50 protein-coding genes and 2 tRNA genes are annotated in these 25,578 nt (G+C 34.4%); 2 read left to right on the top strand and 50 right to left on the bottom strand.

Features of this window, described 5'->3' with window-relative positions; all coding sequences use genetic code 11:
* Positions 1-3 precede the first annotated feature (3 nt).
* The 48 genes from BGO84_RS05450 to BGO84_RS05215 all read right to left on the bottom strand — a co-directional run bounded on the left by BGO84_RS05450 (position 4) and on the right by BGO84_RS05215 (position 22,511).
* Entirely contained in the window at positions 4-126 is a 123-nt protein-coding gene (locus BGO84_RS05450; RefSeq protein ID WP_291028221.1) for a hypothetical protein, read from the bottom strand.
* 4 nt (positions 127-130) lie between these two features.
* Positions 131-835 carry a hypothetical protein gene (locus BGO84_RS05445; protein WP_291028219.1) on the bottom strand — a complete coding sequence of 235 codons (705 nt, stop codon included), beginning with the start codon at positions 833-835 and terminating at the stop codon, positions 131-133.
* Entirely contained in the window at positions 832-1,284 is a 453-nt protein-coding gene (locus BGO84_RS05440; RefSeq protein ID WP_291028218.1) for a hypothetical protein, read from the bottom strand. The genes BGO84_RS05445 and BGO84_RS05440 overlap by 4 nt, the downstream gene beginning before the upstream one ends.
* Before the next feature lie 106 nt (positions 1,285-1,390).
* Positions 1,391-1,957, bottom strand: coding sequence for a hypothetical protein (locus BGO84_RS05435; protein WP_291028216.1), 567 nt, complete (start codon positions 1,955-1,957; stop codon positions 1,391-1,393).
* A gap of 41 nt (positions 1,958-1,998) precedes the next feature.
* Complete coding sequence (locus BGO84_RS05430) at positions 1,999-2,196, bottom strand: hypothetical protein (protein ID WP_291028214.1); 198 nt, start codon at positions 2,194-2,196, stop codon at positions 1,999-2,001.
* A gap of 2 nt (positions 2,197-2,198) precedes the next feature.
* Entirely contained in the window at positions 2,199-2,420 is a 222-nt protein-coding gene (locus tag BGO84_RS05425; protein WP_291028212.1) for a hypothetical protein, read from the bottom strand.
* 425 nt (positions 2,421-2,845) lie between these two features.
* Positions 2,846-3,139, bottom strand: a complete 294-nt coding sequence (locus BGO84_RS05420; RefSeq protein WP_291028210.1) for a DUF4406 domain-containing protein — start codon at positions 3,137-3,139, stop codon at positions 2,846-2,848.
* A gap of 15 nt (positions 3,140-3,154) precedes the next feature.
* Positions 3,155-3,490 carry a hypothetical protein gene (locus tag BGO84_RS05415; protein WP_291028208.1) on the bottom strand — a complete coding sequence of 112 codons (336 nt, stop codon included), beginning with the start codon at positions 3,488-3,490 and terminating at the stop codon, positions 3,155-3,157.
* Positions 3,491-3,493: 3 nt separating this feature from the next.
* Complete coding sequence (locus BGO84_RS05410; protein ID WP_291028206.1) at positions 3,494-3,652, bottom strand: hypothetical protein; 159 nt, start codon at positions 3,650-3,652, stop codon at positions 3,494-3,496.
* Positions 3,649-4,029, bottom strand: coding sequence for a hypothetical protein (locus BGO84_RS05405; RefSeq protein WP_291028204.1), 381 nt, complete (start codon positions 4,027-4,029; stop codon positions 3,649-3,651). Before BGO84_RS05405 ends, BGO84_RS05410 begins: the two co-directional genes overlap by 4 nt.
* A gap of 5 nt (positions 4,030-4,034) precedes the next feature.
* Complete coding sequence (locus tag BGO84_RS05400; protein ID WP_291028202.1) at positions 4,035-4,211, bottom strand: hypothetical protein; 177 nt, start codon at positions 4,209-4,211, stop codon at positions 4,035-4,037.
* 1 nt (position 4,212) lies between these two features.
* Positions 4,213-4,479, bottom strand: coding sequence for a hypothetical protein (locus tag BGO84_RS05395; protein WP_291028200.1), 267 nt, complete (start codon positions 4,477-4,479; stop codon positions 4,213-4,215).
* 1 nt (position 4,480) lies between these two features.
* A complete protein-coding gene (locus tag BGO84_RS05390) occupies positions 4,481-5,164 on the bottom strand; it encodes a hypothetical protein (RefSeq protein WP_291028198.1) in 684 nt (227 codons plus the stop codon).
* Positions 5,161-5,520 carry a hypothetical protein gene (locus BGO84_RS05385; RefSeq protein ID WP_291028196.1) on the bottom strand — a complete coding sequence of 120 codons (360 nt, stop codon included), beginning with the start codon at positions 5,518-5,520 and terminating at the stop codon, positions 5,161-5,163. The genes BGO84_RS05390 and BGO84_RS05385 overlap by 4 nt, the downstream gene beginning before the upstream one ends.
* Before the next feature lie 60 nt (positions 5,521-5,580).
* Complete coding sequence (locus BGO84_RS05380; protein ID WP_291028194.1) at positions 5,581-6,054, bottom strand: hypothetical protein; 474 nt, start codon at positions 6,052-6,054, stop codon at positions 5,581-5,583.
* A 33-nt stretch (positions 6,055-6,087) separates the two neighbouring features.
* Entirely contained in the window at positions 6,088-6,948 is an 861-nt protein-coding gene (locus tag BGO84_RS05375; RefSeq protein ID WP_291028193.1) for a phosphoadenosine phosphosulfate reductase family protein, read from the bottom strand.
* Positions 6,945-7,376 (bottom strand): hypothetical protein, encoded by a 432-nt coding sequence (locus BGO84_RS05370; RefSeq protein ID WP_291028191.1) that lies wholly within the window; start codon positions 7,374-7,376, stop codon positions 6,945-6,947. Before BGO84_RS05370 ends, BGO84_RS05375 begins: the two co-directional genes overlap by 4 nt.
* The gene (locus tag BGO84_RS05365; protein ID WP_291028189.1) at positions 7,369-7,611 is read right to left on the bottom strand and encodes a hypothetical protein; all 243 of its coding nucleotides are present in this window, start codon (positions 7,609-7,611) and stop codon (positions 7,369-7,371) included. Before BGO84_RS05365 ends, BGO84_RS05370 begins: the two co-directional genes overlap by 8 nt.
* On the bottom strand, positions 7,604-7,906 hold the full coding sequence (locus BGO84_RS05360; protein WP_291028187.1) for a hypothetical protein: 303 nt from the start codon (positions 7,904-7,906) through the stop codon (positions 7,604-7,606). The genes BGO84_RS05365 and BGO84_RS05360 overlap by 8 nt, the downstream gene beginning before the upstream one ends.
* Before the next feature lie 2 nt (positions 7,907-7,908).
* Positions 7,909-8,088: a hypothetical protein gene (locus BGO84_RS05355; protein ID WP_291028185.1), complete on the bottom strand. Its 180-nt coding sequence runs from the start codon at positions 8,086-8,088 to the stop codon at positions 7,909-7,911.
* Entirely contained in the window at positions 8,085-8,660 is a 576-nt protein-coding gene (locus BGO84_RS05350) for a hypothetical protein (RefSeq protein WP_291028183.1), read from the bottom strand. Before BGO84_RS05350 ends, BGO84_RS05355 begins: the two co-directional genes overlap by 4 nt.
* Before the next feature lie 37 nt (positions 8,661-8,697).
* Positions 8,698-9,408 carry a hypothetical protein gene (locus tag BGO84_RS05345; protein ID WP_291028181.1) on the bottom strand — a complete coding sequence of 237 codons (711 nt, stop codon included), beginning with the start codon at positions 9,406-9,408 and terminating at the stop codon, positions 8,698-8,700.
* 49 nt (positions 9,409-9,457) lie between these two features.
* Positions 9,458-10,861 carry a replicative DNA helicase gene (dnaB, locus tag BGO84_RS05340; protein WP_291028179.1) on the bottom strand — a complete coding sequence of 468 codons (1,404 nt, stop codon included), beginning with the start codon at positions 10,859-10,861 and terminating at the stop codon, positions 9,458-9,460.
* On the bottom strand, positions 10,809-11,537 hold the full coding sequence (locus BGO84_RS05335; RefSeq protein ID WP_291028177.1) for a hypothetical protein: 729 nt from the start codon (positions 11,535-11,537) through the stop codon (positions 10,809-10,811). Before BGO84_RS05335 ends, dnaB begins: the two co-directional genes overlap by 53 nt.
* Positions 11,538-11,926: 389 nt before the next feature.
* Complete coding sequence (locus BGO84_RS05330) at positions 11,927-12,793, bottom strand: DNA methyltransferase (protein WP_291028176.1); 867 nt, start codon at positions 12,791-12,793, stop codon at positions 11,927-11,929.
* Between the two features lie 2 nt (positions 12,794-12,795).
* The gene (locus BGO84_RS05325; RefSeq protein ID WP_291028174.1) at positions 12,796-14,172 is read right to left on the bottom strand and encodes a DEAD/DEAH box helicase; all 1,377 of its coding nucleotides are present in this window, start codon (positions 14,170-14,172) and stop codon (positions 12,796-12,798) included.
* Between the two features lie 97 nt (positions 14,173-14,269).
* On the bottom strand, positions 14,270-14,647 hold the full coding sequence (locus tag BGO84_RS05320) for a hypothetical protein (RefSeq protein ID WP_291028172.1): 378 nt from the start codon (positions 14,645-14,647) through the stop codon (positions 14,270-14,272).
* A gap of 6 nt (positions 14,648-14,653) precedes the next feature.
* Positions 14,654-15,106 (bottom strand): DUF4494 domain-containing protein, encoded by a 453-nt coding sequence (locus tag BGO84_RS05315; RefSeq protein ID WP_291028171.1) that lies wholly within the window; start codon positions 15,104-15,106, stop codon positions 14,654-14,656.
* A 27-nt stretch (positions 15,107-15,133) separates the two neighbouring features.
* Positions 15,134-15,448 (bottom strand): DUF1064 domain-containing protein, encoded by a 315-nt coding sequence (locus BGO84_RS05310; RefSeq protein ID WP_366246692.1) that lies wholly within the window; start codon positions 15,446-15,448, stop codon positions 15,134-15,136.
* Positions 15,445-15,747 carry a hypothetical protein gene (locus BGO84_RS05305; protein ID WP_291028169.1) on the bottom strand — a complete coding sequence of 101 codons (303 nt, stop codon included), beginning with the start codon at positions 15,745-15,747 and terminating at the stop codon, positions 15,445-15,447. Before BGO84_RS05305 ends, BGO84_RS05310 begins: the two co-directional genes overlap by 4 nt.
* Before the next feature lie 13 nt (positions 15,748-15,760).
* Positions 15,761-16,093: a hypothetical protein gene (locus BGO84_RS05300; RefSeq protein WP_291028167.1), complete on the bottom strand. Its 333-nt coding sequence runs from the start codon at positions 16,091-16,093 to the stop codon at positions 15,761-15,763.
* 4 nt (positions 16,094-16,097) lie between these two features.
* Complete coding sequence (locus tag BGO84_RS05295) at positions 16,098-16,532, bottom strand: DUF1367 family protein (RefSeq protein ID WP_291028165.1); 435 nt, start codon at positions 16,530-16,532, stop codon at positions 16,098-16,100.
* Positions 16,532-17,077: an NUMOD4 domain-containing protein gene (locus BGO84_RS05290; RefSeq protein WP_291028163.1), complete on the bottom strand. Its 546-nt coding sequence runs from the start codon at positions 17,075-17,077 to the stop codon at positions 16,532-16,534. Before BGO84_RS05290 ends, BGO84_RS05295 begins: the two co-directional genes overlap by 1 nt.
* Before the next feature lie 44 nt (positions 17,078-17,121).
* On the bottom strand, positions 17,122-17,484 hold the full coding sequence (locus tag BGO84_RS05285; protein WP_291028161.1) for a single-stranded DNA-binding protein: 363 nt from the start codon (positions 17,482-17,484) through the stop codon (positions 17,122-17,124).
* A 2-nt stretch (positions 17,485-17,486) separates the two neighbouring features.
* Entirely contained in the window at positions 17,487-18,104 is a 618-nt protein-coding gene (locus BGO84_RS05280) for a hypothetical protein (RefSeq protein WP_291028159.1), read from the bottom strand.
* Positions 18,101-18,667, bottom strand: coding sequence for an ERF family protein (locus BGO84_RS05275; RefSeq protein WP_291028157.1), 567 nt, complete (start codon positions 18,665-18,667; stop codon positions 18,101-18,103). Before BGO84_RS05275 ends, BGO84_RS05280 begins: the two co-directional genes overlap by 4 nt.
* A gap of 3 nt (positions 18,668-18,670) precedes the next feature.
* Positions 18,671-18,853, bottom strand: a complete 183-nt coding sequence (locus BGO84_RS05270) for a hypothetical protein (protein ID WP_291028155.1) — start codon at positions 18,851-18,853, stop codon at positions 18,671-18,673.
* Positions 18,854-18,855: 2 nt separating this feature from the next.
* Entirely contained in the window at positions 18,856-19,260 is a 405-nt protein-coding gene (locus BGO84_RS05265) for a hypothetical protein (RefSeq protein ID WP_291028153.1), read from the bottom strand.
* A 78-nt stretch (positions 19,261-19,338) separates the two neighbouring features.
* Entirely contained in the window at positions 19,339-19,566 is a 228-nt protein-coding gene (locus BGO84_RS05260) for a hypothetical protein (protein WP_291028151.1), read from the bottom strand.
* A 25-nt stretch (positions 19,567-19,591) separates the two neighbouring features.
* On the bottom strand, positions 19,592-19,987 hold the full coding sequence (locus tag BGO84_RS05255) for a hypothetical protein (RefSeq protein WP_291028149.1): 396 nt from the start codon (positions 19,985-19,987) through the stop codon (positions 19,592-19,594).
* 26 nt (positions 19,988-20,013) lie between these two features.
* Positions 20,014-20,223, bottom strand: coding sequence for a hypothetical protein (locus BGO84_RS05250; protein ID WP_291028147.1), 210 nt, complete (start codon positions 20,221-20,223; stop codon positions 20,014-20,016).
* A gap of 99 nt (positions 20,224-20,322) precedes the next feature.
* Positions 20,323-20,462: transfer RNA gene (locus BGO84_RS05245), tRNA-OTHER, on the bottom strand.
* Positions 20,463-20,505: 43 nt separating this feature from the next.
* Positions 20,506-20,682 (bottom strand): hypothetical protein, encoded by a 177-nt coding sequence (locus BGO84_RS05240; RefSeq protein ID WP_291028145.1) that lies wholly within the window; start codon positions 20,680-20,682, stop codon positions 20,506-20,508.
* Between the two features lie 32 nt (positions 20,683-20,714).
* Entirely contained in the window at positions 20,715-21,167 is a 453-nt protein-coding gene (locus tag BGO84_RS05235) for a hypothetical protein (protein ID WP_291028143.1), read from the bottom strand.
* Between the two features lie 213 nt (positions 21,168-21,380).
* Positions 21,381-21,551, bottom strand: coding sequence for a hypothetical protein (locus BGO84_RS05230; RefSeq protein WP_291028141.1), 171 nt, complete (start codon positions 21,549-21,551; stop codon positions 21,381-21,383).
* Positions 21,552-21,749: 198 nt separating this feature from the next.
* A complete protein-coding gene (locus BGO84_RS05225; RefSeq protein ID WP_291028139.1) occupies positions 21,750-21,872 on the bottom strand; it encodes a hypothetical protein in 123 nt (40 codons plus the stop codon).
* Position 21,873: 1 nt separating this feature from the next.
* The gene (locus BGO84_RS05220) at positions 21,874-22,062 is read right to left on the bottom strand and encodes a hypothetical protein (protein WP_291028137.1); all 189 of its coding nucleotides are present in this window, start codon (positions 22,060-22,062) and stop codon (positions 21,874-21,876) included.
* Positions 22,059-22,511 (bottom strand): hypothetical protein, encoded by a 453-nt coding sequence (locus BGO84_RS05215; RefSeq protein ID WP_291028135.1) that lies wholly within the window; start codon positions 22,509-22,511, stop codon positions 22,059-22,061. Before BGO84_RS05215 ends, BGO84_RS05220 begins: the two co-directional genes overlap by 4 nt.
* A 292-nt stretch (positions 22,512-22,803) precedes the next feature.
* Here BGO84_RS05215 and BGO84_RS05210 point away from each other — a divergent pair, with 292 nt between their 5' ends.
* Positions 22,804-23,223, top strand: a complete 420-nt coding sequence (locus BGO84_RS05210) for a hypothetical protein (protein ID WP_291028133.1) — start codon at positions 22,804-22,806, stop codon at positions 23,221-23,223.
* A 278-nt stretch (positions 23,224-23,501) separates the two neighbouring features.
* Positions 23,502-24,257, top strand: coding sequence for an XRE family transcriptional regulator (locus tag BGO84_RS05205; RefSeq protein WP_291028131.1), 756 nt, complete (start codon positions 23,502-23,504; stop codon positions 24,255-24,257).
* Positions 24,258-24,335: 78 nt separating this feature from the next.
* Here BGO84_RS05205 and BGO84_RS05200 read toward each other — a convergent pair.
* Positions 24,336-24,407: transfer RNA gene (locus tag BGO84_RS05200), tRNA-Arg, on the bottom strand.
* A 135-nt stretch (positions 24,408-24,542) separates the two neighbouring features.
* Positions 24,543-25,457, bottom strand: a complete 915-nt coding sequence (locus BGO84_RS05195) for a DMT family transporter (RefSeq protein WP_291028129.1) — start codon at positions 25,455-25,457, stop codon at positions 24,543-24,545.
* Between the last annotated feature and the right edge of the window lie 121 nt (positions 25,458-25,578).

Here is a 25,578-nt window from a genome sequence, read left to right as displayed (position 1 = left end):
TTATCAGAATGGAACATAATTTGCCCCACCCGAATTTGATGATTGATAACTTGGTGATCTTCTACTTGCAGATGTTGACCTTCTTATCCGTGATCCGCTTCCACCTCCGGTGCTTCCTGATGCCATAATTTTACTTATTAATTATATCCCATAGCTTTTGACCTCTTAGGGACTTGTTTCGTTTGACCTCTTTGTTTATTGTTTTATATTCTTGGATGATGTTCATGTGGTACTCCATCCAAAAATCATATAGTTCGGTATTTTCTTCTATTACAAATTGCTCTATGTTACTAGAGCTTCTCAGATTAGCACTTCCATGAATTACGACTTTCTTTCCTCCTAAAGTTTCAAACATCGCAATCTTTGTGTGGCTCCCCGCTGATGCTAATTGAAAACGATTATCTATATCTAACTTGTCATAGATATATGGGATCAGAGACTTTCTTTCATGTGCATAGAAGTAATCTGAAAGGATAAGGTTTAATTCGTCCACAAACTGACCGCTGATTAAATTAAAGAGGCTATCTACATTATTTTGATCTAATGATAGTGTAGATATAGTGAGCCTTTTACATTTTGCATTATTATTGACAATGAATGCTTCGATAAAATCACCGAAAATGAAATTGCCTGCTACTATGCAGTTGTAACGAATACCCTTATCTAGTTTGATGCCTTTTGCTAGTTTTAAGGCGTTGCTATATTTAATTTTATTCCCCGGTAACTCTTTTGCAACTTTAGCTCTCTTGTAACGGTTATCAAATCCATTGTCGGCTATTGCCATGTCAAAGTCAATATCCGGAATGTCTATGTCTATATTTAATTCTTCTATCATTTCATCTGATTTAACTCAATCCTAAACAATATCTCACTATAAAGGTAGTCAAGAGAGAGCTGAAAGTCTTTGTAGTACTTATACCACGAGCAAACAGAACGCAAACTATTTGAAATATGAGAAGGTGATAAGTTTAGGACATCTGCGATAACATCCCGCTTGCCTCTTTCAAGGAATTGCCCTGCAAATATCCGGGGCGAATAAAGCAATGCAGCGATAATTAAGAAGTAATGTTTTGTATCGTACCTGAAGTTATTTATTTCTTCTCGTTCTTTGCATAATTGAGTTACCCAATCGTACACTTTGTAAATAGTATCTATGTCTTTTAAGTCTGACTTTAGAACTATCTTTTCTACTTCACGAAGTTTGTCTAATTGTATTTGGTAGTTTTCTAGGTCGGTAATTCTCTTTTGAAGTAATCCTTTCTCTTGAATTTTAACGGTTTCCATATACTATGCAATTTAAATTATTACTAACTTTGTATTGCAGAGTACTTTTTATTTAGGTTTAAAGAAAAGATAAGGCAACCTTAGTGATGTGGGGTTGCCTTTATTGTTAGGTTGTTTTTGGTGTCCATGTATCTTCTCTCCCGTCCTTGTGTTCGTCTATCCAACGCAACATATACGATTTACACGAAGAGAACCAAGCTCTTTTAGAATTAAGATTAAGGTTCATCGATTCGTATTTAGTTAAGGGCTCTCCCTTATCTTGTCTTTTTATAGCATTCCCCATATATTCATGTATTTCTCCACTTAGAGATGCGCGAAGCAAATAAAACCATGTAGGTTCTAAACACATGGCAAGTTTATCGGCTATACATAATTTAGAGGGTCTCTTATTGTCTTTCTTTGCATAAAATCTAGAATGATAACGAGAGAAATCACCCCACTCTTTACCGAATAAATACTCCATGACTTTCGCCCCTAGTTCCACATGAGTTTCACCCTCTTCTCCGTCCATATTCGGTTTGCCCCAATACCCTAAATCGTGGACAATAAAAGAGACCCACAATCTAGGATCATACGGGAATCCGTATAATTTCCACCAGGCTATAAACACTAATATTGGATGCCATAAAAAGAAATGGACTCCGAATAATATACTTTTTGTACCTACTTTCATTTGTATTTTTTGTTATTTAATATCCAAATACTATTTAAAATCTACTTATTCGCTTCTATTATCTTATCGTACATGCTTTGGTTCTTGTTGTACATTTTTACTCCGTATGATACTGTTGAGTGATCGTAGCCGACTATGTTTCCAATATCTTCTACTTTTAGACCTTGCTTTCTTAATTCAGAAAAACGCTTATATCTTAATGCTACTTCTATACCTGTGCTTCCTTTTCTTTTTGCCATGGCTAATCTTCTAAGTCGTATTCTTTTACTTCTAGTTCTGATTCTGGGATGATAATATTAGTCCACTGATCGCTAGGTGTTATTGATGTGTCGCAAGTCCAAACGAACAGTCCAATTGAAAGATCAGGTTTATATTGTATTACGGATCCTTTTTCATCTAGTGTATCATCAAATCCGTTCCAAAACAACCCAGTCGGCTTGTGTTTAATTCTGTATACTTTCATTTTGTTACATTTTGTTGTACTAGCTCGGTGACGAACCCTCACTTTTGATATTTAAACCGGGAATATTTTTAAAAAATGTCATAAATTATGAGATTTACTGTTTTCGTATCTATATCTCTTTAATATTTTAACAGCCCATTTTCGCTCATTTCTAACATATAATGATTTATGCCTTTTTGCCCTATCAAACTTTAATAGCCTTAACATACGCTGAACAGTATATTTATTTAGATGCTTTTGATAGTAATCAGTGAAATGATACTTATACCATACTGATACATGAAAAGGGCTTATAAATAGTCTATAAAACATAGAGAACGGATATCCTATTATAAAAAATATAATTCTCAGTATATCCCAGATGAATTGGCATAATACTCCAATCAAAGCAACCGAGCTATCTCTTAAATCTAATATTAGTTCCTTCATTTTAGTTGCTCTATTATATCAAAGTGCAATATCCTTGCTAAATCGTATTCTATCATCGCTCCTTTTGAGTTTTGATAGCCTTTGAGTAGGTAGATAGCATCACAATCAAGTAATAGCTTTAGATCGGCTCTCATGTGTTCGTTCCATGTTGATTCACGAGGCAAACCATTATTAAGTGGGTTTACTACTTCGTGACTCTGCTCTTGAAGTCTTATTTCTGCATCGTTGAATGCTTTTTCAACTTCTTCGTAAGGCATCCCGGTAATAGGGCCTGATATGTATACTTTCATCTTCTTTCCGTTATGTTATGATATGGGTTTCCATTCGGTAACGTTTAAATCATGCTCTGTTCCAGATTCTAACCATATACCATCATCATGATATACAGCTAATGCGTATGCACCAGAATCCAGTTTAACAAGATAAGCAACAACGGAGTGTTGTAAATAATCGTCTATATCCGGCAATTCCTCTTCTACATTTCTCCACCTTTCAGCTTCTTGCCACTTGGAGAGGATGATTTCTTTAGCTATTTCAGAACCTTTACGCATACCTTCATTGAAAAGAGCGTAGTTGCTACGATTCTCAATTACTCCTGCATTTATTCTAAGCTCTATCAGTTTTTTTATTTCTTCGTTCATGGGTTACTTATTATTTATTTTGTTAGCCAATTCTTTCGCTTCTTTTAGTGACCCTCTGAAAGGGAACATTCCATCATAAATAGGTTGATATGGCAGAATCCAACTTCTTTTAACCCATACCTCATAAGTGCCTATTCCGCCTTGTACTATTTTTGCTTTCATACTTCTATCTTTAAATCGTTTCCTGTTAGTGATTTGAATAGATTCTGGAGTTGGTGGAGATATTTTACCTCAATGTTTCCACCTATCCAGCCATAAAATAATCGACCATCATTCCAAATTGTAAGCCCGAAAGAATAGTTAAGCCATCCATCACTTGAATTATAAGGATCAATCCCAAACTTGTTTCGTTTAAACCCTGCCTTCAACAGTATATCTTCTGTTAGGGGGATGGCAGATTTGATTATTTCGTCAATAGTTACACATTCAACTTCATTTTCTATCATTCCAAAATGATATCCTTTCCATTGAAATGGTTTACCATCATACCCTATAAACCAATTATTCAGCATTATATCCCCTGCTTTTATTTCTTCCATGTTATTTATTCTTTATAGTTTTCATTGAATTTCTCAATATCTTTTGGCGATTCTCGCTTTTCTTCTTTACGGTAACAATTATCATCGCAATAGTAAATGTTAGATTCAGGAAAACACTCTGAATATGTATTGTACACATCAACCATAGAGCCACAATAATGACAAACCTTATATCTTTCCATATTATTTGAGTTCTCTATATGCTTTATTTATCAATCTGTTTATTTTGCCATTCGGATATCCACCAGTCAATGATTTCCGCATAGTCTCTGAAATATCAGCCGACCAATAACCGCTATTTAATTCAGCACATATCTCTTTTTCCAGTTCTGTGAGAACTTTAGCGTGGTTTTGCCTTCTTGTTGGATGTCCCAACCACTTTAATTTAATAATTATACTGTCTTTTAATTCTTTAAAAGATGTAGGGATCGTAAACTTTATTTCTTTCATGTTATTTGAGTTTCTTAAATTCGTATCTGAATACATAAGGGTTTCTTTCCCATGTACCTTTTTTACCTACTTTGTCAATAAGAGAGGCGAATGCTTCACGAGGGGTTTTATATTCTTTATATTGTCCATGAGGGCAATTATCTTTTGTCACACCGAAATGCCAATAATATTTATTCCACTCACCAGATGCAGACTTGTATCTAGTTTCCATTATTCCTTCTTTGATGCAATCTTCATCGGTAATATCTTGCAGCCTTTCGGCTCTTACATTTAATATTTCTATTTTATTTGGCATGAGCTCTGCTTTGACGAACATCTTATTTGTGTATCCCGCTGATAATTGAAGCTCTTTTATCTCCCAATTATCAAACCTAGCACCGCTAATAATATCCTCATATCGTTGGGCAATAGTGACAACCTCACTGACTTGGTAGGGTAAAGGAATACCGCAATACTTATTCTTTGGGCTAACACCATTACCGCACAGATAACAATAACAACCCGAGCCGTCTTTATCCTTATTGATGATAAGTTGCATCGGTTCATCTTTCCAATCAGCACCATTGTAGTGCTTATGTGATTCGGAGCAGTCTTTTATATTAACTATTCTCCTTGTAACAGTCTTTCTGCCTTCTAAAACTGCATCGGTAAGTCCGAACCGATCATTAAACATTATCTTTTTCATTCCTTTTCAATTTTAATAATTGCGTACTTCTTGTTGGGGTTGAGTCCTTTTGATTTGAGAAGAGAGATGCCACTTTCCATTGAATTTTTAATTGAATATCCACCGAATTGAGGCTTAACTAAATAATTCATATATCCGTATCCTTCGAATTTATAAACTATAGTATCCCATTGTTCCTCTGTTAGCGGAGTAACGCCGACTAAAGAATGATTATTAAATCCAGATGTAATGCAATATGAGCTTCTGTACTCATTGATAACCGTCTTGTATGAAAAGCATCCGTTATCTGATATTTGCACATTACAGGCATCCTCTGGAATCTCTACGGCTATGTGTTTATCTGTTAGGTGTATCATATCTATTTTTCTTTAAAAATTATACACGTTAAAATTTCATGTATAGGAAAGTGAGTTTTTCTATACACGTTGGAAATGGGATTGAAGCTCGGCGAGGGTGGATTTGTGAAAGCCTGCTGATCCTATTACGAAATCCTCACCTTTGTATTTCACTGTGATTCCGAAAAACTCTCTCGATTCACATAAATACATCTCTTTTAAATCGGGGATAAGTTTATTGTCGAAGTCTGTTTTATACCACTGCAAATAATCGCTATCATCCCTCATAGCTGTTACAGCTTGGAATAATTGAGGGTTGCCGATGCAGTTGATAGCCTCAATACCGTTGCATTCATTACTATCAACCCAAGCATCAAGCTCCTCTTTATCAACCTCCATATATGAATAAGTACCATCATCAAAGAATACAGATATTATAATATCGTATTCATTCTTTTTGAGATATAGTATTCTATTATTATCATACCCCAACTTCTCCAGATGCTCTCTGTTTTCTATTGTATTGTCTCCTATGACTGAATATTTGAAACTCATATCTTCTATTCTTTATCTGTTATTAATGAGGGGTTAAAATTGTAATACTTGTTGTTTTTCTTTCTTTTTAAAGTATACTTTCAAATCATCAAGACCGCAAAATCCGTTACATTCGACTAATGGTTCTGGCGGTCTACCTTTCATCATTGATATATCTTTAACATCTGGATAGTCAGGGTGTGGCATTAGGAACACAGGAACAAAACCGCCTTTCTTTTTAGCTTCTTTGCTTTGGTCTTTACAAATTGTGACAGGCTTACCTGCCAGATTCGTTAGTTCATGTTCACGTATAGCCATAGCTATTACCTTTTCGGGCTCTTCCCTTTGGCGTTTCTGCCAATATCCAATACCTCCACGAGTGCACCCAGTCTCGTCACAGTTATTGTTCTCATAGCCTTTCTTGTAAGTGAACGGTATTTCAATACCATGATCTTCTAATATTTTTATACAGTCCTTTTTCACATATCCATAGAACAATAGAGGGAATATAGCATTTACATGAGGACTATTTTTAATCATAGAGGCTGCTCTATGTGCTTCTGTTAGATCAAACCCAAAAGCCTGATGAGTCCAAGTATTTTCTTTCTCCCATTCTAAGCGAACATTGCGCTTTAATTCAGTAGAACAAATTGCCCCCCCCGCAACACTGAGAGATTTATATTTATACCAAACCTCCTGTATAGAGTTAAATTCCTTGCTTGATATAGTTTCTATTTCGATGCCATACCATTTTTCGCAATCTTTCAAAAAACGATAAGTATCTTTATGCTCGTTTCGGGTGTCTTGAAATATCACTCTTACTCTGTCAGCTCCGAATATCTGAATACACAGCCAACAAGTAACAGCAGATGATACACCACCTGACCACCAAGCAATAATATCTTTTTCTTTCATTTCTTTTCTTCTAAATAGGTTAGTACTGCATCAAGTAGGGCAGAAGATGCGAGATGGTGAGTGTCGAACCATTCATTTCTTTCAATATATTCCACTTTATTTATACCTGTTTCAGAATCTCGTTCATATTCCATTATTGACCACCTATAGGCAGCCCATTTTGGATTATCAATTGCTGTAGATGGTCTCATAGTTGGATACACACCACACATCAGATTAAACTCCTCTCTTACCCAATCAAGAGCATCTGAAACGGTATATACTCTTATCCATGAAGGAATAAGTTGATAATCTTTATCCTCTTTGAATTTTCGTCGAGAAACAAGCTCACCGCTTTTAGTATATCCTACATATCCGCAATCAGAAACTATATATATTCCTAATGCTTGTAATCTCTTTGCTTGCTCGAAAGTTGTTATCTTACTCATTGCTCACTGTATCTTTTTCTATTATTGTAATTTTTGTTACTTTAATTTTCTCAAGTATGTTAATTATAGAATCGGAAAATATTTTATTCTCTCTGCAATTATCTATAGCTCGCTGCTGCATCTCGTTGTGTTTCTCATAGACCTCTATCGTTTCGTCTTGGATGGTGACTACTATTGCTGATATTACCATAACAATAAAAAGAAGTACCATCATTACTATACCATCCTTACTCATCGTCTGCCTCCTTTCCGAGTGCTTTGGCGATGATAGTATCAGCATACTTTAAGTAATCTGATAGGTGACCTGCATAGCCTCTTTCTCTTATACCATTTGCAAATGATTGTAATGCTTGTAGCAGTTCAGGTGCAGCAGCTATTAGTTGAGCGTTGGCAATCTGTTCTTCTTGCCCTCTTTTTCCAACAGCTTCACAAACTGAATAATAAGAATCAGCCGTTAATACTTGAAATCCCATATTTGAGCGAATCCATTTTAGTTCGCCTTTTCTTGTCTTTGTTCCTTTAAATTCCATAGCTATAAATTTTTAACTAATGTTTCTATAGTACAATCAATCGTAATATTACTTACGTTATCAGAGATTAAGGCACAACCTGATTGAAGCTTATTGTTTTTAATAGTTGCAGTAAAAACGATATACTCGCTATCGGTTATGATGTGCCATATAGCTTTTATTTTTTCCTTAAATCGTTTCATTTTATTTTTGTTTTGTCTAGTGCCAGTCCTTTGTCTATTAAGCCGTAACGCCAATCAAAATGAAGGCTATCTAAATAATCGGCAACCTCTAAACTGAATGGGATATGTTCACAATTAGAATCTACTTCTAAAAACTGATTAACCATATAGAACCAATGAGATTGAGAGTCAAAATAGATGAAGTATATTTCTCTATCTTCCATAGGTACTTTATACGGGATAGAGGCATCTGTTAAATCAAATCCATAGAATACATCTCCATCATCGTATGTATATTTCTTTAGGTCATATTCTAACATTTCACCTATTACTTTCATCGGCACTTTCCCATCTTCCATTTCTGTGTAGAGTGAGGATATAGGGAGAAGGATAGGCTTGACTTCATAAAGATCAAACCATTTTCTTGTACCACTCATATTCTTATACCTTTCCGAGGTATACTCACAATAAAGTTCGCTACGATTGCATCCTATAATATCTACATAGTCTAGTGCTATATCTTTTGATACATAGGCTATTCCTTTCAGCCCATACGGCAAATACGGAGCCAAATGCTTTAATTCAAGTTCCATTTCTGTATTAATTTAAATTTTAAGTTCTTCATCTGTATTAATCCCAGCCACCGACATTGTACATTGAAAGATCATTTTCTGACGGAGTGGTGTTTCTTATTGCATCTAATAATTTCTTCTTAGTTTCTCTACACATCTTATATCCATACTTAGCGTATCTATATGTCCGCTCCCATGTGCTAATAGGAAATGGAATATTTTCGTCAATGACTAATCTCTTCATATGTAAGTGTTCAAAGAAATTTGGATGGTGTAGTATGGTATACTCTACCTTACTTCGACCTTCCGATTCAACCTCCTTTTTGAAATACGCCATTTTAGCGACTGTAAAGTCGAAACTTCTTAATATTTCTTCGGGTGTTCCAAATTCGGACTGGATAAGCTCAATCCAAGTCTTTTCGCCCTCTTTTTGAAATGCACAGACTTTCTCATTTCGGTATTTAAACTTCCATCCTTCTTTAACAAGGTCATCACTATTGAATAGATCAACTGCTTCAAGGAAATCTACTTCATTTTCAAAGAACACATCAATATCTTTCACTCTTTCTCCTGACAGGATATTCTTAAAGCAGCCTCCAGCAATAAAGCCTTTATGCTTTACCATATACTTGTCAAGCCATCTAATTTGATAGAAGTTTTCAGGTGTAGTTTCTATGTATGTTGAGTGAGTTTTAACTGACTCATCCACACTCGGCGAAACAGAATCTTTCGGCACATATGTTATACCGTCTATGTTTATCTCTTTCATAGCTTTAAAATATTGTTAGTTGTTAATTAAAAAAGCAACTCGAAAGCTGCTAGAAGGGTACGTTATCGATTGTTGGTGTAGGTCCTGTTGGTTCGAATATCTTTTTATATCTACTATCATGAGCGAACTGCACAACCTTATTTCTTTCTCCATTACGATACTTTGAAATAACGATCATCCCCATGTTGGACCATTCAGTTAAATCAGGATCATAATAATCCGGTTTATGAATGAATAATACCATATCTGCATCTTGTTCTATATCTCCGGACTCTCTTAGGTCCTCTAATCGTGGGACTCTTACTTTACCGCCTTTTTCAGGTCTACTTAATTGAGACAGAACAATAATAGGAATACCGAGTTCTTTCGCCAAACTCTTAAGCTCACTGGTGATATAAGCTATTTCAAGTTGTCTACGCTCGAATTTCATATTTGTACGTATAAGCCCCAAGTAGTCTACTATCAGTAACTTTAAGTCATTCTTTCTTTTTAGCCTGCGAGCTTCTGATTTTATATTATTCAGATACCGTATAGAATGATGGTCTAATATGTGAATAGGTAGATTATATAACTTTCCTGACTGTTCGTCAATAGCTTCCCACTCTTGATTTGACAATTGCCCTGTAAGCAAATTCCGAGTATCTATTCTTTCATCTTCAAGTAAGTATCTATTGACTAACTGTTCTGTATTCATCTCAATTGAGAATAAACCAACCGTACTACCACTTTCTGCAGCAGATTTAGCAAAAGAAAGAGCCATTTGTGTTTTCCCCATACTTGGGCGCGCTCCTATGATTATAAGATCAGGCTTTCTCCATCCACCATCTAAGGACCTTGTAAGAGACTCAATATTTGTAGGTATACATGAAATTTCACCACGGTTTAATTGTGATTGACGTTCGTTTGCTGCATCTAAAGTCAAACTCAAAGCCTCTGACATAATTAAAGACTGCGTATTCGAGTTTTTAGGCTGTACCGCAGATAAAGACTTTTCAAAATATTCTAATGTCTCTGCAACATCTTGTGTTTCATCATAAGCCATACGCTGAATATCTGTTGCAGCTTGTATTATTCTTCTACTGATAGCCTTTTGTGCTATAATCCTAGCATGATATTCAATATGAGAAGCAGATCCTACTCTGTCCGTAAGTTGAGAAATATATAATGGACCGCCTACGGATTCAAGTTCTCCATCTTTTTTTAATTGCTGAACAACCGTAAGCATATCTACTGGCTCTCTTTTGCTAATCAACTTTAGAATCGAAGAGAATATAGATTTATGGATATCTGAATAGAAATCTTCTTCTGAAATAATATTATCAATTGCCTGATAAGCTGTTTTCTCAAGTAATAAAGCTCCTAATACTGCTTCTTCAAGTTCTAATGCTTGCGGTTGTATTTTACCTAACGAGTTTATATCTTGATGTTGGTCCTGTTTCTTTCGGTTGTTCATCTTTTTTCTTTTTTTCAAGTTCGCATTTTAACCATCTGTAGAAATATGATTGAGCATCATTTAATACCTGTATTTCTTTATTATTCTCGTTAGACCGTAGAACAAAAAATTGCTTTATATGATCTTTTAGTATATCAGGCGTTAAACGATGATTCATACAAATACGCTCAATGGTTATATCATCATCTAGCATTTCAATTAAGAATGGCATCAAGTATTGAGAAATTATTTTTTCTTCTCCGTTTAATAAAAAAACTTTTTCTTTATTTATTTCTTTTTCTTTATTTTCTATTTCTCTTTCTATTTCTAAAGGTGGGTTTTTCTGGGTTTCTAATTTAGGTTTTGTAGGTTTTTCGATTTCTTTTTTAGGTCGCCCTCCTTTCTTTCCATTCTCTCTACTTGATATAGCTCTTGATAGTCTTTTGTTGACACTATTATGGGTCAATTGGTCACCATCTTTGACCATTAAATCGGTAATCTTTGACCATACATCATCCTTTATTGTGGTACTTAAGCGACGCTCAACTTTAATCTTATCGTTTTTTATACTTCCCTCATTGTCATACATCATGAATAACAATTCAAGGTAAATGTATCTTTCGAACGGATTCAAAGCATAGAACGAATCACTCGTCCACCAATCTTTAGGATAAAATGTAAATCCTAGCTGTGCCATATTATTAAAAATCTAATTGTTTTACACCTCTATTTTCAAGCTCATGCTCATATTCCTTTTTAGCTGCAATAACTCTTTCTTTTGTTTTCATTAATCCGTAATTATTCCATGCTAAACGATCTTTGCACCGAATAATTCATTCTTTAAGCTGATCTATTGTCATGTCACGTATATTCATAATATGTAATTTTATCTTAAAGGTCTTATACTATCCAAATGGGAGCCACGCCCATAAGATTTTATTCCGAAGTTCTCAGATCGCATACATAAAGAGTGAAAGTTTCGAGCTATTAAACTAAACTCTCTACCGTCCATATCTGCCATATTATGACAAAGGAGATAACTTAGTACCTCCTCTATCTTTTGTTCTAGTTGCTGCTTGTTTTGTTTCATGTGAACATTGATAATTGTTTCTTTGATTCTAAAGCATTATTACAATTTCGTACAGCTGCATTATAGTAGCTTTCCTTTAGTTCTATTCCGATAGCTTTTCTATTACGCAATACAGACTGATATACTTCAGAACCAATTCCAAGGAAAGGAGTAAGCACCGTATCACCTTCGTTTGAATACAATGTTAATAACCTATCAATAGTATCTAACTGCAAAGGACATATATGTTTTTCATCTTTTTCATCACGGCTACCCTTTAAATTTAGAGTGTTCGAGTAGTTTATATCATCCCACACTGGAGAAGCATATTTTTGCCAAGTATCAACATTAATATCACAATGAACTGGATTATTTCTTTCTCCATCTTTACGGAAAACTAATACATAATCCGGAAGACCTACACGGCTCATTGTACTATCTTTCTTAACTTGCTTATGGAGTAGCCCAAGAGCTTTAGTACGCTGCATCTCTACAACCGGATCTTTCCATATTGTTATCCGTGAATGATAAATAAACCCTTCTCTTTCGAAAGATTCTCTTATCATATTTGAGAAGTCCCTTAATCCTATAAACCCTTCTTTACCTTTCTGTATAGGCAAATCCATACAGTGAACACATACATTTCTACCTTGCATAGTTATCCGGAATAACTCTTTCACAAGAAAAGAGAAAGCAAAAAGAAACTCGTTATAGTCTTTAGAGTTTCCCATATCTGCAACTTCATCAGAATATGTATATAGTTCTGCAAAAGGTGGAGAAAATATTGATAGGCCGATAGATTCACTGGGTATCAGAGGGGTTACTTCCACGCAATCACCATGATATAATGCAAACTCATCTGTTATAAATTTATTTCGTATCATAATTATGAGGCTTTTAAAAATTTTGGTAATTCAAAATCAACTTCTTGCGATTCCTTTTTTTTCTTAACAGTAAATACGCTGCGCATTGCATCTACCATGTGTTTTTGCATTTCGTAAAATTTATCTTGCTTATCTTTTATGTTGGCTAATACATTCTGCATAGTATCGGTTGTTACTATATAGATATTTACCATGTGTTGTTGACCGAATCTTAATGATCTGCGTATAGCCTGATAGACCGATTCAAATGAGAAATCTAGAGAAGCGAATATCTGATTATGGCAGTTTTGATAATTCAAACCATATTGAGCAATCTTTGCTTTGGTTATCAGCACTCTAAATTCATTATTTGCAAACCCTAATAATCTGCTTTCTTTCAGCTCCGGTTTATCGCTTCCTTTTACTTCGATAGCATCAGGAATTAATTTTCTTAAGTATTCCCCTTCAGCATCCTGTTTAATCCAGATAATAAAATTATCCGTTGAATTATTTACTATATCAGCTACACTATCAAGCCTATCAACAAGGGTTAATTTAAGCTCTTTATTAAAGTTGGTAGCATTGACTGCAATATCATTGAATAACATACCATTGTCACGCTTATGCGTTTCTATGATTGTTTCTATCATATTAAGTTCTGGGAGAATATATCCTGTATCGTCAAATCCAATGTCAGATGGCTTGCTTATCATTATTGCCCATGTAGACACCCACCGCCAGAAGTCCTTTTCCGCATGACCTTTTATTCTCCATTTTGCAGTGTCACCTCCGTCATGCACGAAATACATAGATAGCATTTCGCTTCGTGTCATAACTCCTAGGAATTCTGAATGATTACCTAACTCCATCGGATCATTTGGAGATGGCGTAGCCGTCCAACAACTTTTATAAGGTGTGTTTTGGAATCTATCTATGAGCTGATTTCTCATTTTGCCTTCAAAGTTTTTAAGAATCGAACTTTCATCTAAAGCTACTCCACAAAATAAAGCGGCATCTATGTTTTCAATCTGATCGTAATTGATGATGTATATTTTATTTTTTAGATTAACATCATCTTTTAGCCGTTCTATTGAATAACCAAACTTTTCAGCTTCTTTAATCGTTTGCCCTGATACTGCTAGAGGCGTAAGTATAATTACTGGTCTTTGTTCTTTTTCGTTTATTTGCTTGCACCACTCTAATTGTTGAAAAGTCTTTCCAAGTCCGCAATCTTCGAATAATGCAAACCTACCTACTTCTACAGCTCGCTTAACACAATACCTTTGAAATTCGAACATTAGCGGATTTAATTTCGATTCGTCAACCGAAAAACCCCATTCTTTAGGTCGCTTTTTTTTCCGTTCAATAAACTCTATATACTCTTTATTTTTAGTTTCCATTTTAATTAAAGTTTAACCGGGCCCGGATTGGTTAATACTTATTTTCGTAACTGTTCGGGAGTCGAACCCGAAACAATACCACCCATATAGGGATTATTCACAGTCTGTAATCGTCGTCATCGTCATAATTGTATTCATACATGAAATTCGCTTGCCAGTTTTCATCTTCATATTGTTTTAGCATCGCAATTTCTTTAATGGTACGATCTTGTTCGTCTTTAGCTTTGATACGTTCGCATTGTTCTTGGAAGTTTCGCATCTGATATTCACCGTCTGAACGATTAGAAGCCATCTGCTTGGCTTTCTTGTATTGTCCTACTGCTTTATCGGCTAACCGTTGGCACTTTTTACGAGCATCGTCGATATCTGACATTGTTAGACCGCTTTCATTTTCAACCGACATTGAAGCCTCGAAGTGAGAATAGTCGTAGCTTAGCATCACTTTTACGGATGCTGATTTAATAATTGTTTCCATAGTTGCTTACAGTTGAATTTTCTTTTTCTGTTCTTCTGAATACGGAAATACATCCATAATGGCTGTTTCTGATAGAGAGGCGATGAAATAGTCCGCTAGAGTTCCGTCCATACCTTTGTTTACGACTTGCAAAGCCTCTCTTAAGCTTGAAGCCTGAGCGAGCATTTGAACGGATGTTTTCTTTTCTGTACCGCTTTTCTCGTCCAAAGTGATAAAGCAGACTTTAGCTTTGAAATATCTATCGCCGTTGTCATTAAAGAATAGTTCGGATAGTCTAGCTCTCTTTATATCGGCAATAGTAAACTCACCACTGATATACGGTTTCAACTCTTCTACCGCCCTTGATTCGGCTTCCGTAAAAGAAAGGCTATCCAATAAAAATGATTCTGTCACTTTCTTTTGTGTTCCATTTTCAAGCATTTTTTCATAGGTTGCTTTAACCTGAAACCAATTTTGCATACTCTTTAATTTTAAGTTTATAATATTTTATACTTCTTTTATTTTGATCCCGTGAACCGATAACATCAGCTTCCTTTTGATGATGTAGTCTTTTGTTTTAAAGCCTTTTGTATCTTCTACTATGAAATTCCCATGAACATCACAGTAGGTAAAATCAGCGATGTAAGAGCAAGCTCTTTCAATTAATTTACCATCTATTTTCTGAGAGGGTATCAGCTCAAATTTGACCTGTTCTTTCAAGTTGGATATTTCGCCTTGCTTTTCGAGCAACTTTAATAAATCGGCTCTGTGCTTTTCTTTTTCAGAATCGTACTTTCCAGATTTTATATTTCTGTATTTCATAATTGAAAATATCTTATAGCTGACCGTTCGTCAAACTCGCATATCCTTTTAAATACATCGTCTTGTTGTTGACGGAATAGTAAGTCATTGTCATAGCTGTTATGACAGTCACGACACAGACCGACTATATTTAAAGGATTCGTATAATGTTCGGGATAAATGCTTTTAGGTAGTAAATGAGCTGCATCTATCACCGTGTGTCTATGGCATATGAAACAAAAAGGCGGCAACTCTGATTTAATCTTCGCTACCGCCCTGTTTCTTTGAGCTTGTTTCTTGCTTATTTGTTTTATAGCCATTGCCTTTGTCTGTTTATTTACTATTATTTATCTTGAACATTACAAATAGGAACCTATATTTTAGCTTCTTTTTGCGTGAATCCGATATAAATATGTCAGAAATATCAATTTGTTTCAATACTTCACGCTTGATATGCTTTACAAATTCTTTTTTCTCATAATCAATATCAAATCCTGGTTTTAGGTAGTCTACGTATTTTTCAATAGGCATAGGCTTAATTTCCGTATCTCTGAAATATTTATTAGAGTTGTAGTTGTTAAACTCGCAATGGTTGAAGTCATATCCTATCTTATTTAATATAAGCAAGGATAATACTTCTAATAGTTTCTTTATTTTTTGTTTCATTGTATTAAAAATTTACTAGGTTTTTCATAAATTCATCTTCGCTTACCTTTTTCAGAAAGACATTGAATAGAACATCTTTTACTCTGTCATAGAGGTCTTGAAATTCTATTTCGTCCATCTTGTCGAACGATATAGATTTTGGCGTTTCTATCCATTCATTACGAGGGATAGAGTAAATAGTATCGCAGTGTCCTGCTGACATCTCAACGGATTTTCGAAAAGCATTAACGTTATTTTTAAAATGCTTTTGTCTATTTTCATTTTGATATTCCCAACTTAGGTTTATAAGTTTAAAATATTTCCTATGAAACTCTACGTTTCTGGCTAACTTTATTTCAGCTTGATATACCTTTCCTGATCTTAGTTTCTTTTTTTCTTCGTAATCTTCATCATAGCAGGGCTTCAAGCCTTCACTTGTATTCAATAATAATAGTTTCATTATATATATTTCCATCTATATCCACCGGAGTAAAGTTGATTACCTCGGCATGTATTTGTTATACAATACTGATGAATACCCGTTTGTCTACTAGCTTCTCTAACTGATATGAATTTATTTATTAATTTACCAGTTAGTTTTTCTATTTGGGCTACAGGTTTAGATTTATTATTGTTTGCCTTTAGGACACTTTTCCTAGTAATTGAGTTATGACAGTTTTCTAAATGGGTTACAAGCCTTAGGTTTGAAACTCTATTGTCTTTTCTTATAGTATTGATATGGTCTACTTCAAGTTCGTTTATAGGCGATATAAAAGATTCTACAACCAATCTGTGTACAAGAAGAAACTTACCTGATCCATCCTTTCTTAGACATACAACGCTATACCCGACCTTATTTATAATCTCTTTTAAGATTCTATTCTTTATAAAATAACTTTTTCCATTATTTGGATACGATCTTCTTTCGAGACTCTTCACTCTACCTATATTAGACACCTGATACAATCCTTCATACCCTATTACGTCTTTCCAAATCTCCTCCATGTCATTTTTCTCTATTCATTACATATAAATACAAATCCATCATATCAGAAGGGCAAATCGTCGTCTTTTTCCTGACTTTGATTATTTGATTGACCTGATTGATTTCTGCCTCCTAGCAACTGAATATTATTTACGAAAACACATTGGTCTGACACGGATTTATTGTCCTTGTTTATATAAGAAGTTGTATATGGCATTCCTAAAACATATACTTGTTGTCCTTTTTTTAGGTATTCGCCTAATTTAGTACTTTCACCTACTAGCTTAAGGCACTTAACCCAATATGTCTTATCTGCCCCTGCTCGCTTTTCGGTATAAGCAAGTGAAAACGAATAATAATCTTTTCCATTTATTGGCTTTATCTCGGCATCTTGTCCGATATTTCCTATTACTTCTAGTCTGTACATAGTTATTTAGTATAAAAATCTTTTAAATATTGAAAAGGCTTAACTCTTTCTTTAATTAATGATATGACTTTTTCGTCACGTTTGATTCTAAAATAAATACATTCATCCTCTTTGATAATTCTTTCTTTGTTTACATTATCATCATAACATTTTACCTCTAAAAAGCACAACCATGATTCTTCTATCCCGGTGCAAAACAATTGAAATTGAACTTGATTATAGTTATTCTTATAATACTTTTTGATATATTCTATATAAGTATCATAATCAGCATTTTTAAAAGGCTGAAATTCTAAGAAATCTGTAAAGAAGCAGCTTTTTAACTCTATAAAATCAACAACATTATTGTTAAATACATTCGAAAAGTCAAGACTTGAACGACAAACATTGTATTCTTTACTTTCTACTCTTTTCTGAGGCAAATATCGATCATCTAATGTTAGATAGAATCTTTTTTCTAATATTGCACCAGTCCTAAGCGCATCAATTGGACTTGCATCTGCATTATAAAATGGTATTTCATCGGAAACAAATCTTCTCAAAAGGTCTTGATGAGTTTTTGTATGAATACCAGATAATAGGGCGGTAACATCACCGCTTCCAATATACATACTTTTCATTCTATAAGCCCTTTCTGCTTCATAGCACTATATGTTTCTTCTATCATCTGGTCGGTTAGGTCGTCCATTGATGGCATAGAATAGCGAGATAGAATATTAGTTAACAGCTTGTTGTCTTTGGCTGTTTTATCTAAAAGTATCTTTCTTTGGTCGCTCAATGTTTCTTCTTTAGGCTTTTGTTTTTCTGGCTTATCGCCGTCTGGGTCTTTAGCATCATCAATGCAGAATAAACCGTTTAGCGCATATTTTCGAGCGTATGAGCTTGTTGATCCGGTGATTTGTGCTGAATCCATGCCTTTTTTAGTTTCTTCTTCTCTCGCAGATGCAGTGACGCTTATTTCTTGACCATCTAAGTTTTTTATAGTAGCCTTTGCGGTTATATACACCTTTCCGTTTATTTCAGATATTGAATCCGATATAAATAAGAAGCAGTTATTTTCTAACAACAAAGGTTTAACGGCTTCCAATATATCTTCACAACTCCTGTAATTATACTTACCAAAATCATTTCGTTGGTTTTTAGGCACATTTAATGCTGACTGTATATTTATTAGTTCTTTCATATCTTACTCTTTAAATAGTTCTTTAATTGCTTGCTCTACTAACCTCGCATTTTTGTTATCTAAGTAGTTTCCTAGCTTGTATCTTTCGATGTCGCTAGTGGTGCCCATGTCATAAGTAAGCTGCATACCTATACCATTGAAGAAATAGTATTGTATGCCTTTGCGTCTGCGTGGTATGCGTTTCATGGCTAAAGCTCTTCAAATATCCTGTCAATATTAAAATTGTACATCCATGAGTGTTTTGCTAGATATTTAGCAAGTTCCTTTTTCATTCTATTAAGAGCAACCTTCTTTGATCGAAAAGTATACATTGAGATGTATAAGCCATTTTCCAAAGTTGAGAAAGTCCAATCTCTTTTATAGACTAAGACATTATCCACATAGTTATCAGAAAATATTTTATGCTTTTTAGCTAGTATTACCTCAAAGTCTTTATATTTACCTTTTATTACAAGATATTCATCACTATTACAGAATATAGGGACTTGCTCATGCTCGAATTTAGGAACATCTTTGTACTGAAATATTTTTAGTTCATAGCGATTAATCGTTTCGCCAGCCCTTGTATAAAATCTTTTTACATTTGCTTTCATGGCTTTATTGTATAGGTTCTACTTTCTTCACTTCTAATCCCTCATGTAGAGGGAAGGGTATTTTTATTGTTGGCATGGCTACTCTTTATTTAGTTCGTTTATAAGAAAATCGGCACATTTCACAGCTTGTTTTGCGCAAAGGTCGAACTTTACAATATTGGGATCGGCTAACATTCCTTGCATAGCCATAGCAGCGAATAATTCTCGCTTGGTTAGACCGAAATGTTGATTACATGGTTTTCCTGAATATGTATCTAATTCTACATGCGGAAAAGCATTCTCTTTTCCTTCTTTTATTTGTTCCATCTCTATATCTTGTTTAAGTTAATATTCAATCAACTGGTGGGATTGCCTTTAAATAATTATGATCTATTGCCCAAATAAGCATGCTATACGCAGCATTGATAATATTATCGTTAATAGTTCTAAAATCACCAACCATTACATATGCACCAACTAAATAGGATATGCCAACTTTGTTTTCTGCATACTCAATATTTAGATGAGCATTTCTATTGGTTATTTTATCATGAATTTTTCTAGGAAGTATAGATAATATGTCCTGTAATGTGAACGTAGGTATAGGAGATAAACAAGACATTTCATAGCACCATTCATTGTGTACTGAAAGCATATACTTGTTTTCGGTTTCATCGCCGTCCGTATTCTTTATCCAACACATACTAGCCTTACTCGTGTCTATACCTAATTGAATTAGGCTTTTCATTTGTTCTATGCTTAATACTTGGTTTTTCATTCTTTATTGAGCTCTTTATTTGTTAGTTTGTAATACATATTTTTAACAGCTGATATACTTCTTTCATTTAGTTCTGGATGGTTACCCTCTAAATACATCATGTATCTGATATATTCAATGTGATCGTCTATTGTTTCTTCATCGGATGCTTGTGCATAACCTAGTAGAAGATTCTTTTCTTTATCTGTCCATTTATTGTCAATCATATCTTTTGTTTTATCGTTACTATTCAATTAAAAAGCATCCCGAATTATCACAACTCAGAATGCCTACATATCAATTTCTATTTACTTTTAGCAAAGTAGTTCGGAGAGCAGGACTCGAACCTGCACGGTATGATTTGATCATCTTCTCTTTCGGCTTTACCTAAAACATACCAACCCTTAGAGACTTCCACTCTAACAATGCTATGATCTTTCTGCGTCTACCATTCCGCCATCTCCGAATACGAAAGACTCTACTACATGCAGAGTCTTTGCTTTTATTGGTTAACATGTATAAGTATACCCGACACTACATTTTTCGGCTTCTTCTTTAGAATTAAAGTAAACCTTCGATTCTGTTATAGAACCGTATCTATCTACCTTGACATCTACACACCAGTAAACCCCTCTTTCGTATGGTCTACTCAGAATATCAACTACTTTCGCATCTATTAAATTCATTGTCTTTGCTTTTATTGTTAATAAGGGGTAGGTTAGAGTTTTTTTAATTTATCGAGTTCCGCTTGAAGTTCTTTCTCTGCTTCATCTTTAATACTTTTAGCATCCTTTTCTATACTATCAGCTATGGCAAGCATAATAGTGTGTTTGTTGTTGTTTAGATATTTCAGTAGGTGCTTATTGAATACATCTGAGGATAAATTCACAATAGTAGAGCAACTAGAACTGCCATAAGATCCAAATGAATATTCATCATCTACAAAAATCCCATCAATAGTAGAGCAACTAGAACTGCCATAAGATCCAACAAGAGAATCGAATGTAATAGTAACACCATTACATGTAGCAAATCTTTTATCTTGGTTAAACCCGTATTCAAGTTTATCAATTCTTGTATCAGATTTATATTTTTGCAGTGTAGCATTTAAAAAGTTTCTAATTGCAGATGCATTTCTTATCAACTCTTTTACTTCATCTAATTTTTTCATATCTGTAATTATTAATGGTTATATTTATTTTCCTTACTCTCTTTAAAATAAGTAGTGCTATCTTCACAGACAACACTACTCGTATAAACCAAATTCTAAAAAACACTCCTTTCAGAGCATCGCTCTCGGATAGCAACCAAATGCACACCGAGATAAAAGCTACCTTATTAATATTATTAGAAAATGTAATTAGTTAGTTGAAGTAGCTTTTAGTTAATCATGCAGGGTTTGATATACATCGCTGACACCCCAAGCAAAAGCATGATTTATTTTATATATTTGTTCACACCCTATAACCTTTCCGATTTTTACCTCAGTCAACCATGTTTCGATGGTGCTAAATATTATTCTTCTTGTTCGATATTCGTTAACTATACTATACATAGTAGGTTATTGTCTATCCTGCAGTCCTTACAATCTGCACATCTTCATCTTTCTATACAATCTAATGTATAGGCTATCTTTTCACGGATAGTAAGAGAAGTTTAAATAAGCCAAAGAACTTGCTTTTTACAGCCAAACCCGAAGGAAACAAGGCTGTTCTCAAAGTCTTGAAAGGGGATTTTAGTTTTTAAGGATATATTACTTTAGGAAATTTTCATCGTTCGGGTTTACCTCATAGGCTTTCATTATGCCTACTACTATTCCACCAATTACCATAGTGACTCCAAGTCCGATAATTGCTATTATTAAAAGTGCTGTCATTTTAGTAAAGATTAATTGTTCTACCTTGTGATCTGTGATAGTCTGCCATTTCTTGCAGCTCCCTGTTTTCCTTTTCGATCTGCTTCTTGTTGAAGTACCAGTCTATATAAAGACTTGTGAATATTACTAGCAGAAGGATTACGATAAGCGTTAATGTATAACCGGGTGTTTCTTTTCTATTCTTTTTCATGAGTATTGCTTTTCAGTTTCGTATTCTTCCTCTTCCTTATAGTTCAGTTCCCCGATAGCATCAGAAAGTAGACTGTTAATCGTTCCTTCGTACTCCTCGATAGACTTCCAATCATCATCTACCTTATACATCACATATACGTTTTTAAGTTGTATACTGCGATAACCAAAACCTCTATAATTAGCCTCTATATCTACTCTAATACCATTCGTGCATTCGAATGATCTTCGTCTACGTCCTTCATAACTGTAGATATCCAAATCAGACATAATAAGCTTCACTAGCTTGTCTATCGACTCATCTGTAAGACAAGGCTTGAAATCCTGTATATCTATTTTTAGTGCTCCCATGATTGTATTGTATTTAAGCGTTTTGCTTTCTTTTAGAGTCCCTATAATTCCGAGTAGTGTCGAATATATTTTCGCTATCGTAGAAATATTCGCTTCCAACTTGTAGATAGTTTAATCTACCTTGGTTTTTCCATCTATTAATTGTTTGTTCTGTCTTACTTAGAATTTTAGCTAACTCTTTGCTTCCTGCTATAATTCTATTTGCTGGTATGTTTTTTAGTTGAGCCATTTTTTGCACTGTATTTAATATGTTTAATTATATTTGTTGTATATTTGATTAACTACAATGCAAATATATCATAGTTTTATGACTTATCAAATATTTAAATCATAATATTATGATGTTTAACTTTATTTAAGAATACGTAGTGTTTTAACTTAAAATTGGGGGATGGAAATTTCTTATGACAGAAAAGAGTTAATACGAATAGATAACCCTGATAGGTTTCTTAAGTATATTTTATGGGGATATTACAAAAAAAAGAACTTTATTAGAAAATATCGATTGAAAAGATTGGACGCCAAGTATAAAAATTTTCAACCGGAAATAAGATATGGTATAAAGTTATGTGTAGAATGGGGATTTGTAGAAAAGAATGAAGTATCAAGAATAAAAGTATCAGAATTTAAAGAATATATCAATGAGTCTTATGAGATAACAAAGAAAGGAGAGGATGCTTTAAAGTGGCGAATATTCACCCCTTTTTATCCGGGTTGGCTTTCAGAGAACAGGAAGTATGCTATAACTACAATAATATCAATTATTGCTATAATAATATCAATAGTGGCTCTTCTTAGAACGCTTCAGTAATTTATTGAATCGATATTTTATTTTATTCTTTAAATTTTCTGGACATTGTGTTAATTGATATATAAACACACCAACACTGAACATCAATGATATTAAAGGTAGAATTAAATCTTCTCTCATAACACTAAATATTAAAACAGAAAGCAGCATACAAATTGGGGTTGCATGCTGCTCTCAAGGTTTAAACCTAATTTCTTAATTTATTGCAATCGCCCCAATTGATTACAATACAAATATATCATAATATTATGATATAACAAATATCTATAGATAAAATTATGAGCACAATTAATTCTCGGATAATAGAGGTAAAAGAACATTTTTTTGGAAAAAAAAGAGGTAATCATACCTTGTTTTGCGAAAAAGTTGGAGTTAAGAGCAATACTGCCAGTAATTGGATGAAAGAAGGATATAATGTAGGTAAAGAAGTTGTTGGACAAATACTTATGGCATTCCCTACTGTAAGTGGATTATGGCTCATAAATGGATATGGGAATATGATAATAGAAAACCCTTTACATAGCGAAGATGAGCCTTATATAACAACACCATCCGGCATAAGTTATTTTAAAGCACCTGGAGGTAAATTTATAATGAAGGTTCCGATGGTTCCTATTTATGCATACGCTAAGTATATCGATGAATTTAGGGATGCTAATATATGGGAAGGAAACGGATATTCATATTTTCCTGTTGATCAAATATACCATGGAAACTACCAAGCATTTGAAATAAAAGGAGACAGCATGGATGATGATAGCAAAAGGAGTTTATCTCATGGCGATGTAGTAAATGCAAGAGAATTAGGATATGAGCATTGGAAAAGCAAACTACACACTAAGCAATATCCAAATTGGATAATTGTAACCGATACAACAATATTATGTAAACAAATAATTGATCAAAATGTAGAAACTGGCGAAATAACTTGCCATTCATTAAATCCTTCTCCTGAGTATACAGATTTTACAATAAATTTAAATGATGTCAGAAAACTATTTAATATAGTGCAGAAAGTATCCAATAGCTTTTAGATACCTAAGCTATTTTCTAAGCACTAAAAACAAAAAGCGCGCAAAATATTGATTTACACGCTTTAATTTTAGCATACGTGACCCTGGCGGGAATCGAACCCACAGCTAAGGAACCGGAATCCTTTATTTTATCCATTAAACTACAGGGCCGTTAGGCGACACAAAAATATAAAATTATTCCCAGCTTTTGTATACAATCCAAAATTATCTTACAGCCTCCCACAAAGAACAAAAAGAGACACTCTCAGCGAATATCTCTTTTTGACTACAATCGGTTCATTCAATTCAATTCACAGTACAGAACGCCCTGATACGTCGGTATACAGCCATGACGTTTACTTCCGCCAAAAGCATTGCCGACAGAATCAGTGTACCTCCAATCACTGTTCGGCTAGTTATCTCTTCATTCAATATTATATACGCAAATACAGTCGCAAAAATAGGTTCGCACAAGTATGTCAGAGCGATCTTCTCGGCCTCGATATACTTCTGAGCCGCATTCTGAATACAGTACATGTAAGCCGTAGACAAAACCGCAACAAACAGCAGTGCCTTCCATACATCGAAAGGCAACGACATCGAGACAGCCCCAACGCCCTGCGTAGATACAGTTAATGCACCCGCCAAAAGAGCACAAACAGATAGCTGTATGATAACAAACGGAATAGCCATTACATCAGACCGTGAATCTGTACTGATCTTGCCCACATACAAAATGTAAACCGAATAAAACAACGACCCCACAAACACCATCAGGTCTCCGATCCTAAAGTCTGAGAAACCCGACGCCATAGCAATAATATACAACCCGGCTAAAGCCAGAAGGCACGCCACCCACATTCGTGTCTGAATAGATCTTTTCATAAATAGGAACGCAAACAAAGGAATCAGCACGACCTCTACCCCCGCAATAAACGAGGCATTGGACGAACTTGTATACTTCAACCCCACCGTTTGCCAGCAAATACCCATGAAAAGGAATAGCCCGGCAATAGCGCCTTTACGGATTGTTTCACTGTTTATCTTCGGAATCTGCTTGTAGAATATCAAAGCCAGAATGAAAGTTGCGATTAAGAAACGATAAAACATGAATGTGTAAGGGTGGATAGAATCGAATGCATCTTTGGATAAAGGAAACGAAATTCCCCAAAATGCAGTTCCCAACACTAAGAGAGGCAGGTAAATTTTGCTTTTACTCATCAATCAAAATAATTTAAAAATTAGTATATCTAAATTATTAGGGTATGCAAAGAACTCTTTACAAAAGGATACCCATACTCCCTATTTTCTTCCCTAACGCTGGAGTATAAGTAGCAAAATC

Source organism: Dysgonomonas sp. 37-18 (genome assembly GCF_001899125.1).
Lineage (GTDB): Bacteria > Bacteroidota > Bacteroidia > Bacteroidales > Dysgonomonadaceae > Dysgonomonas.
Note: the sequence above shows the minus strand (reverse complement) of the source record. Positions and strands in the feature narration are given on the sequence as shown.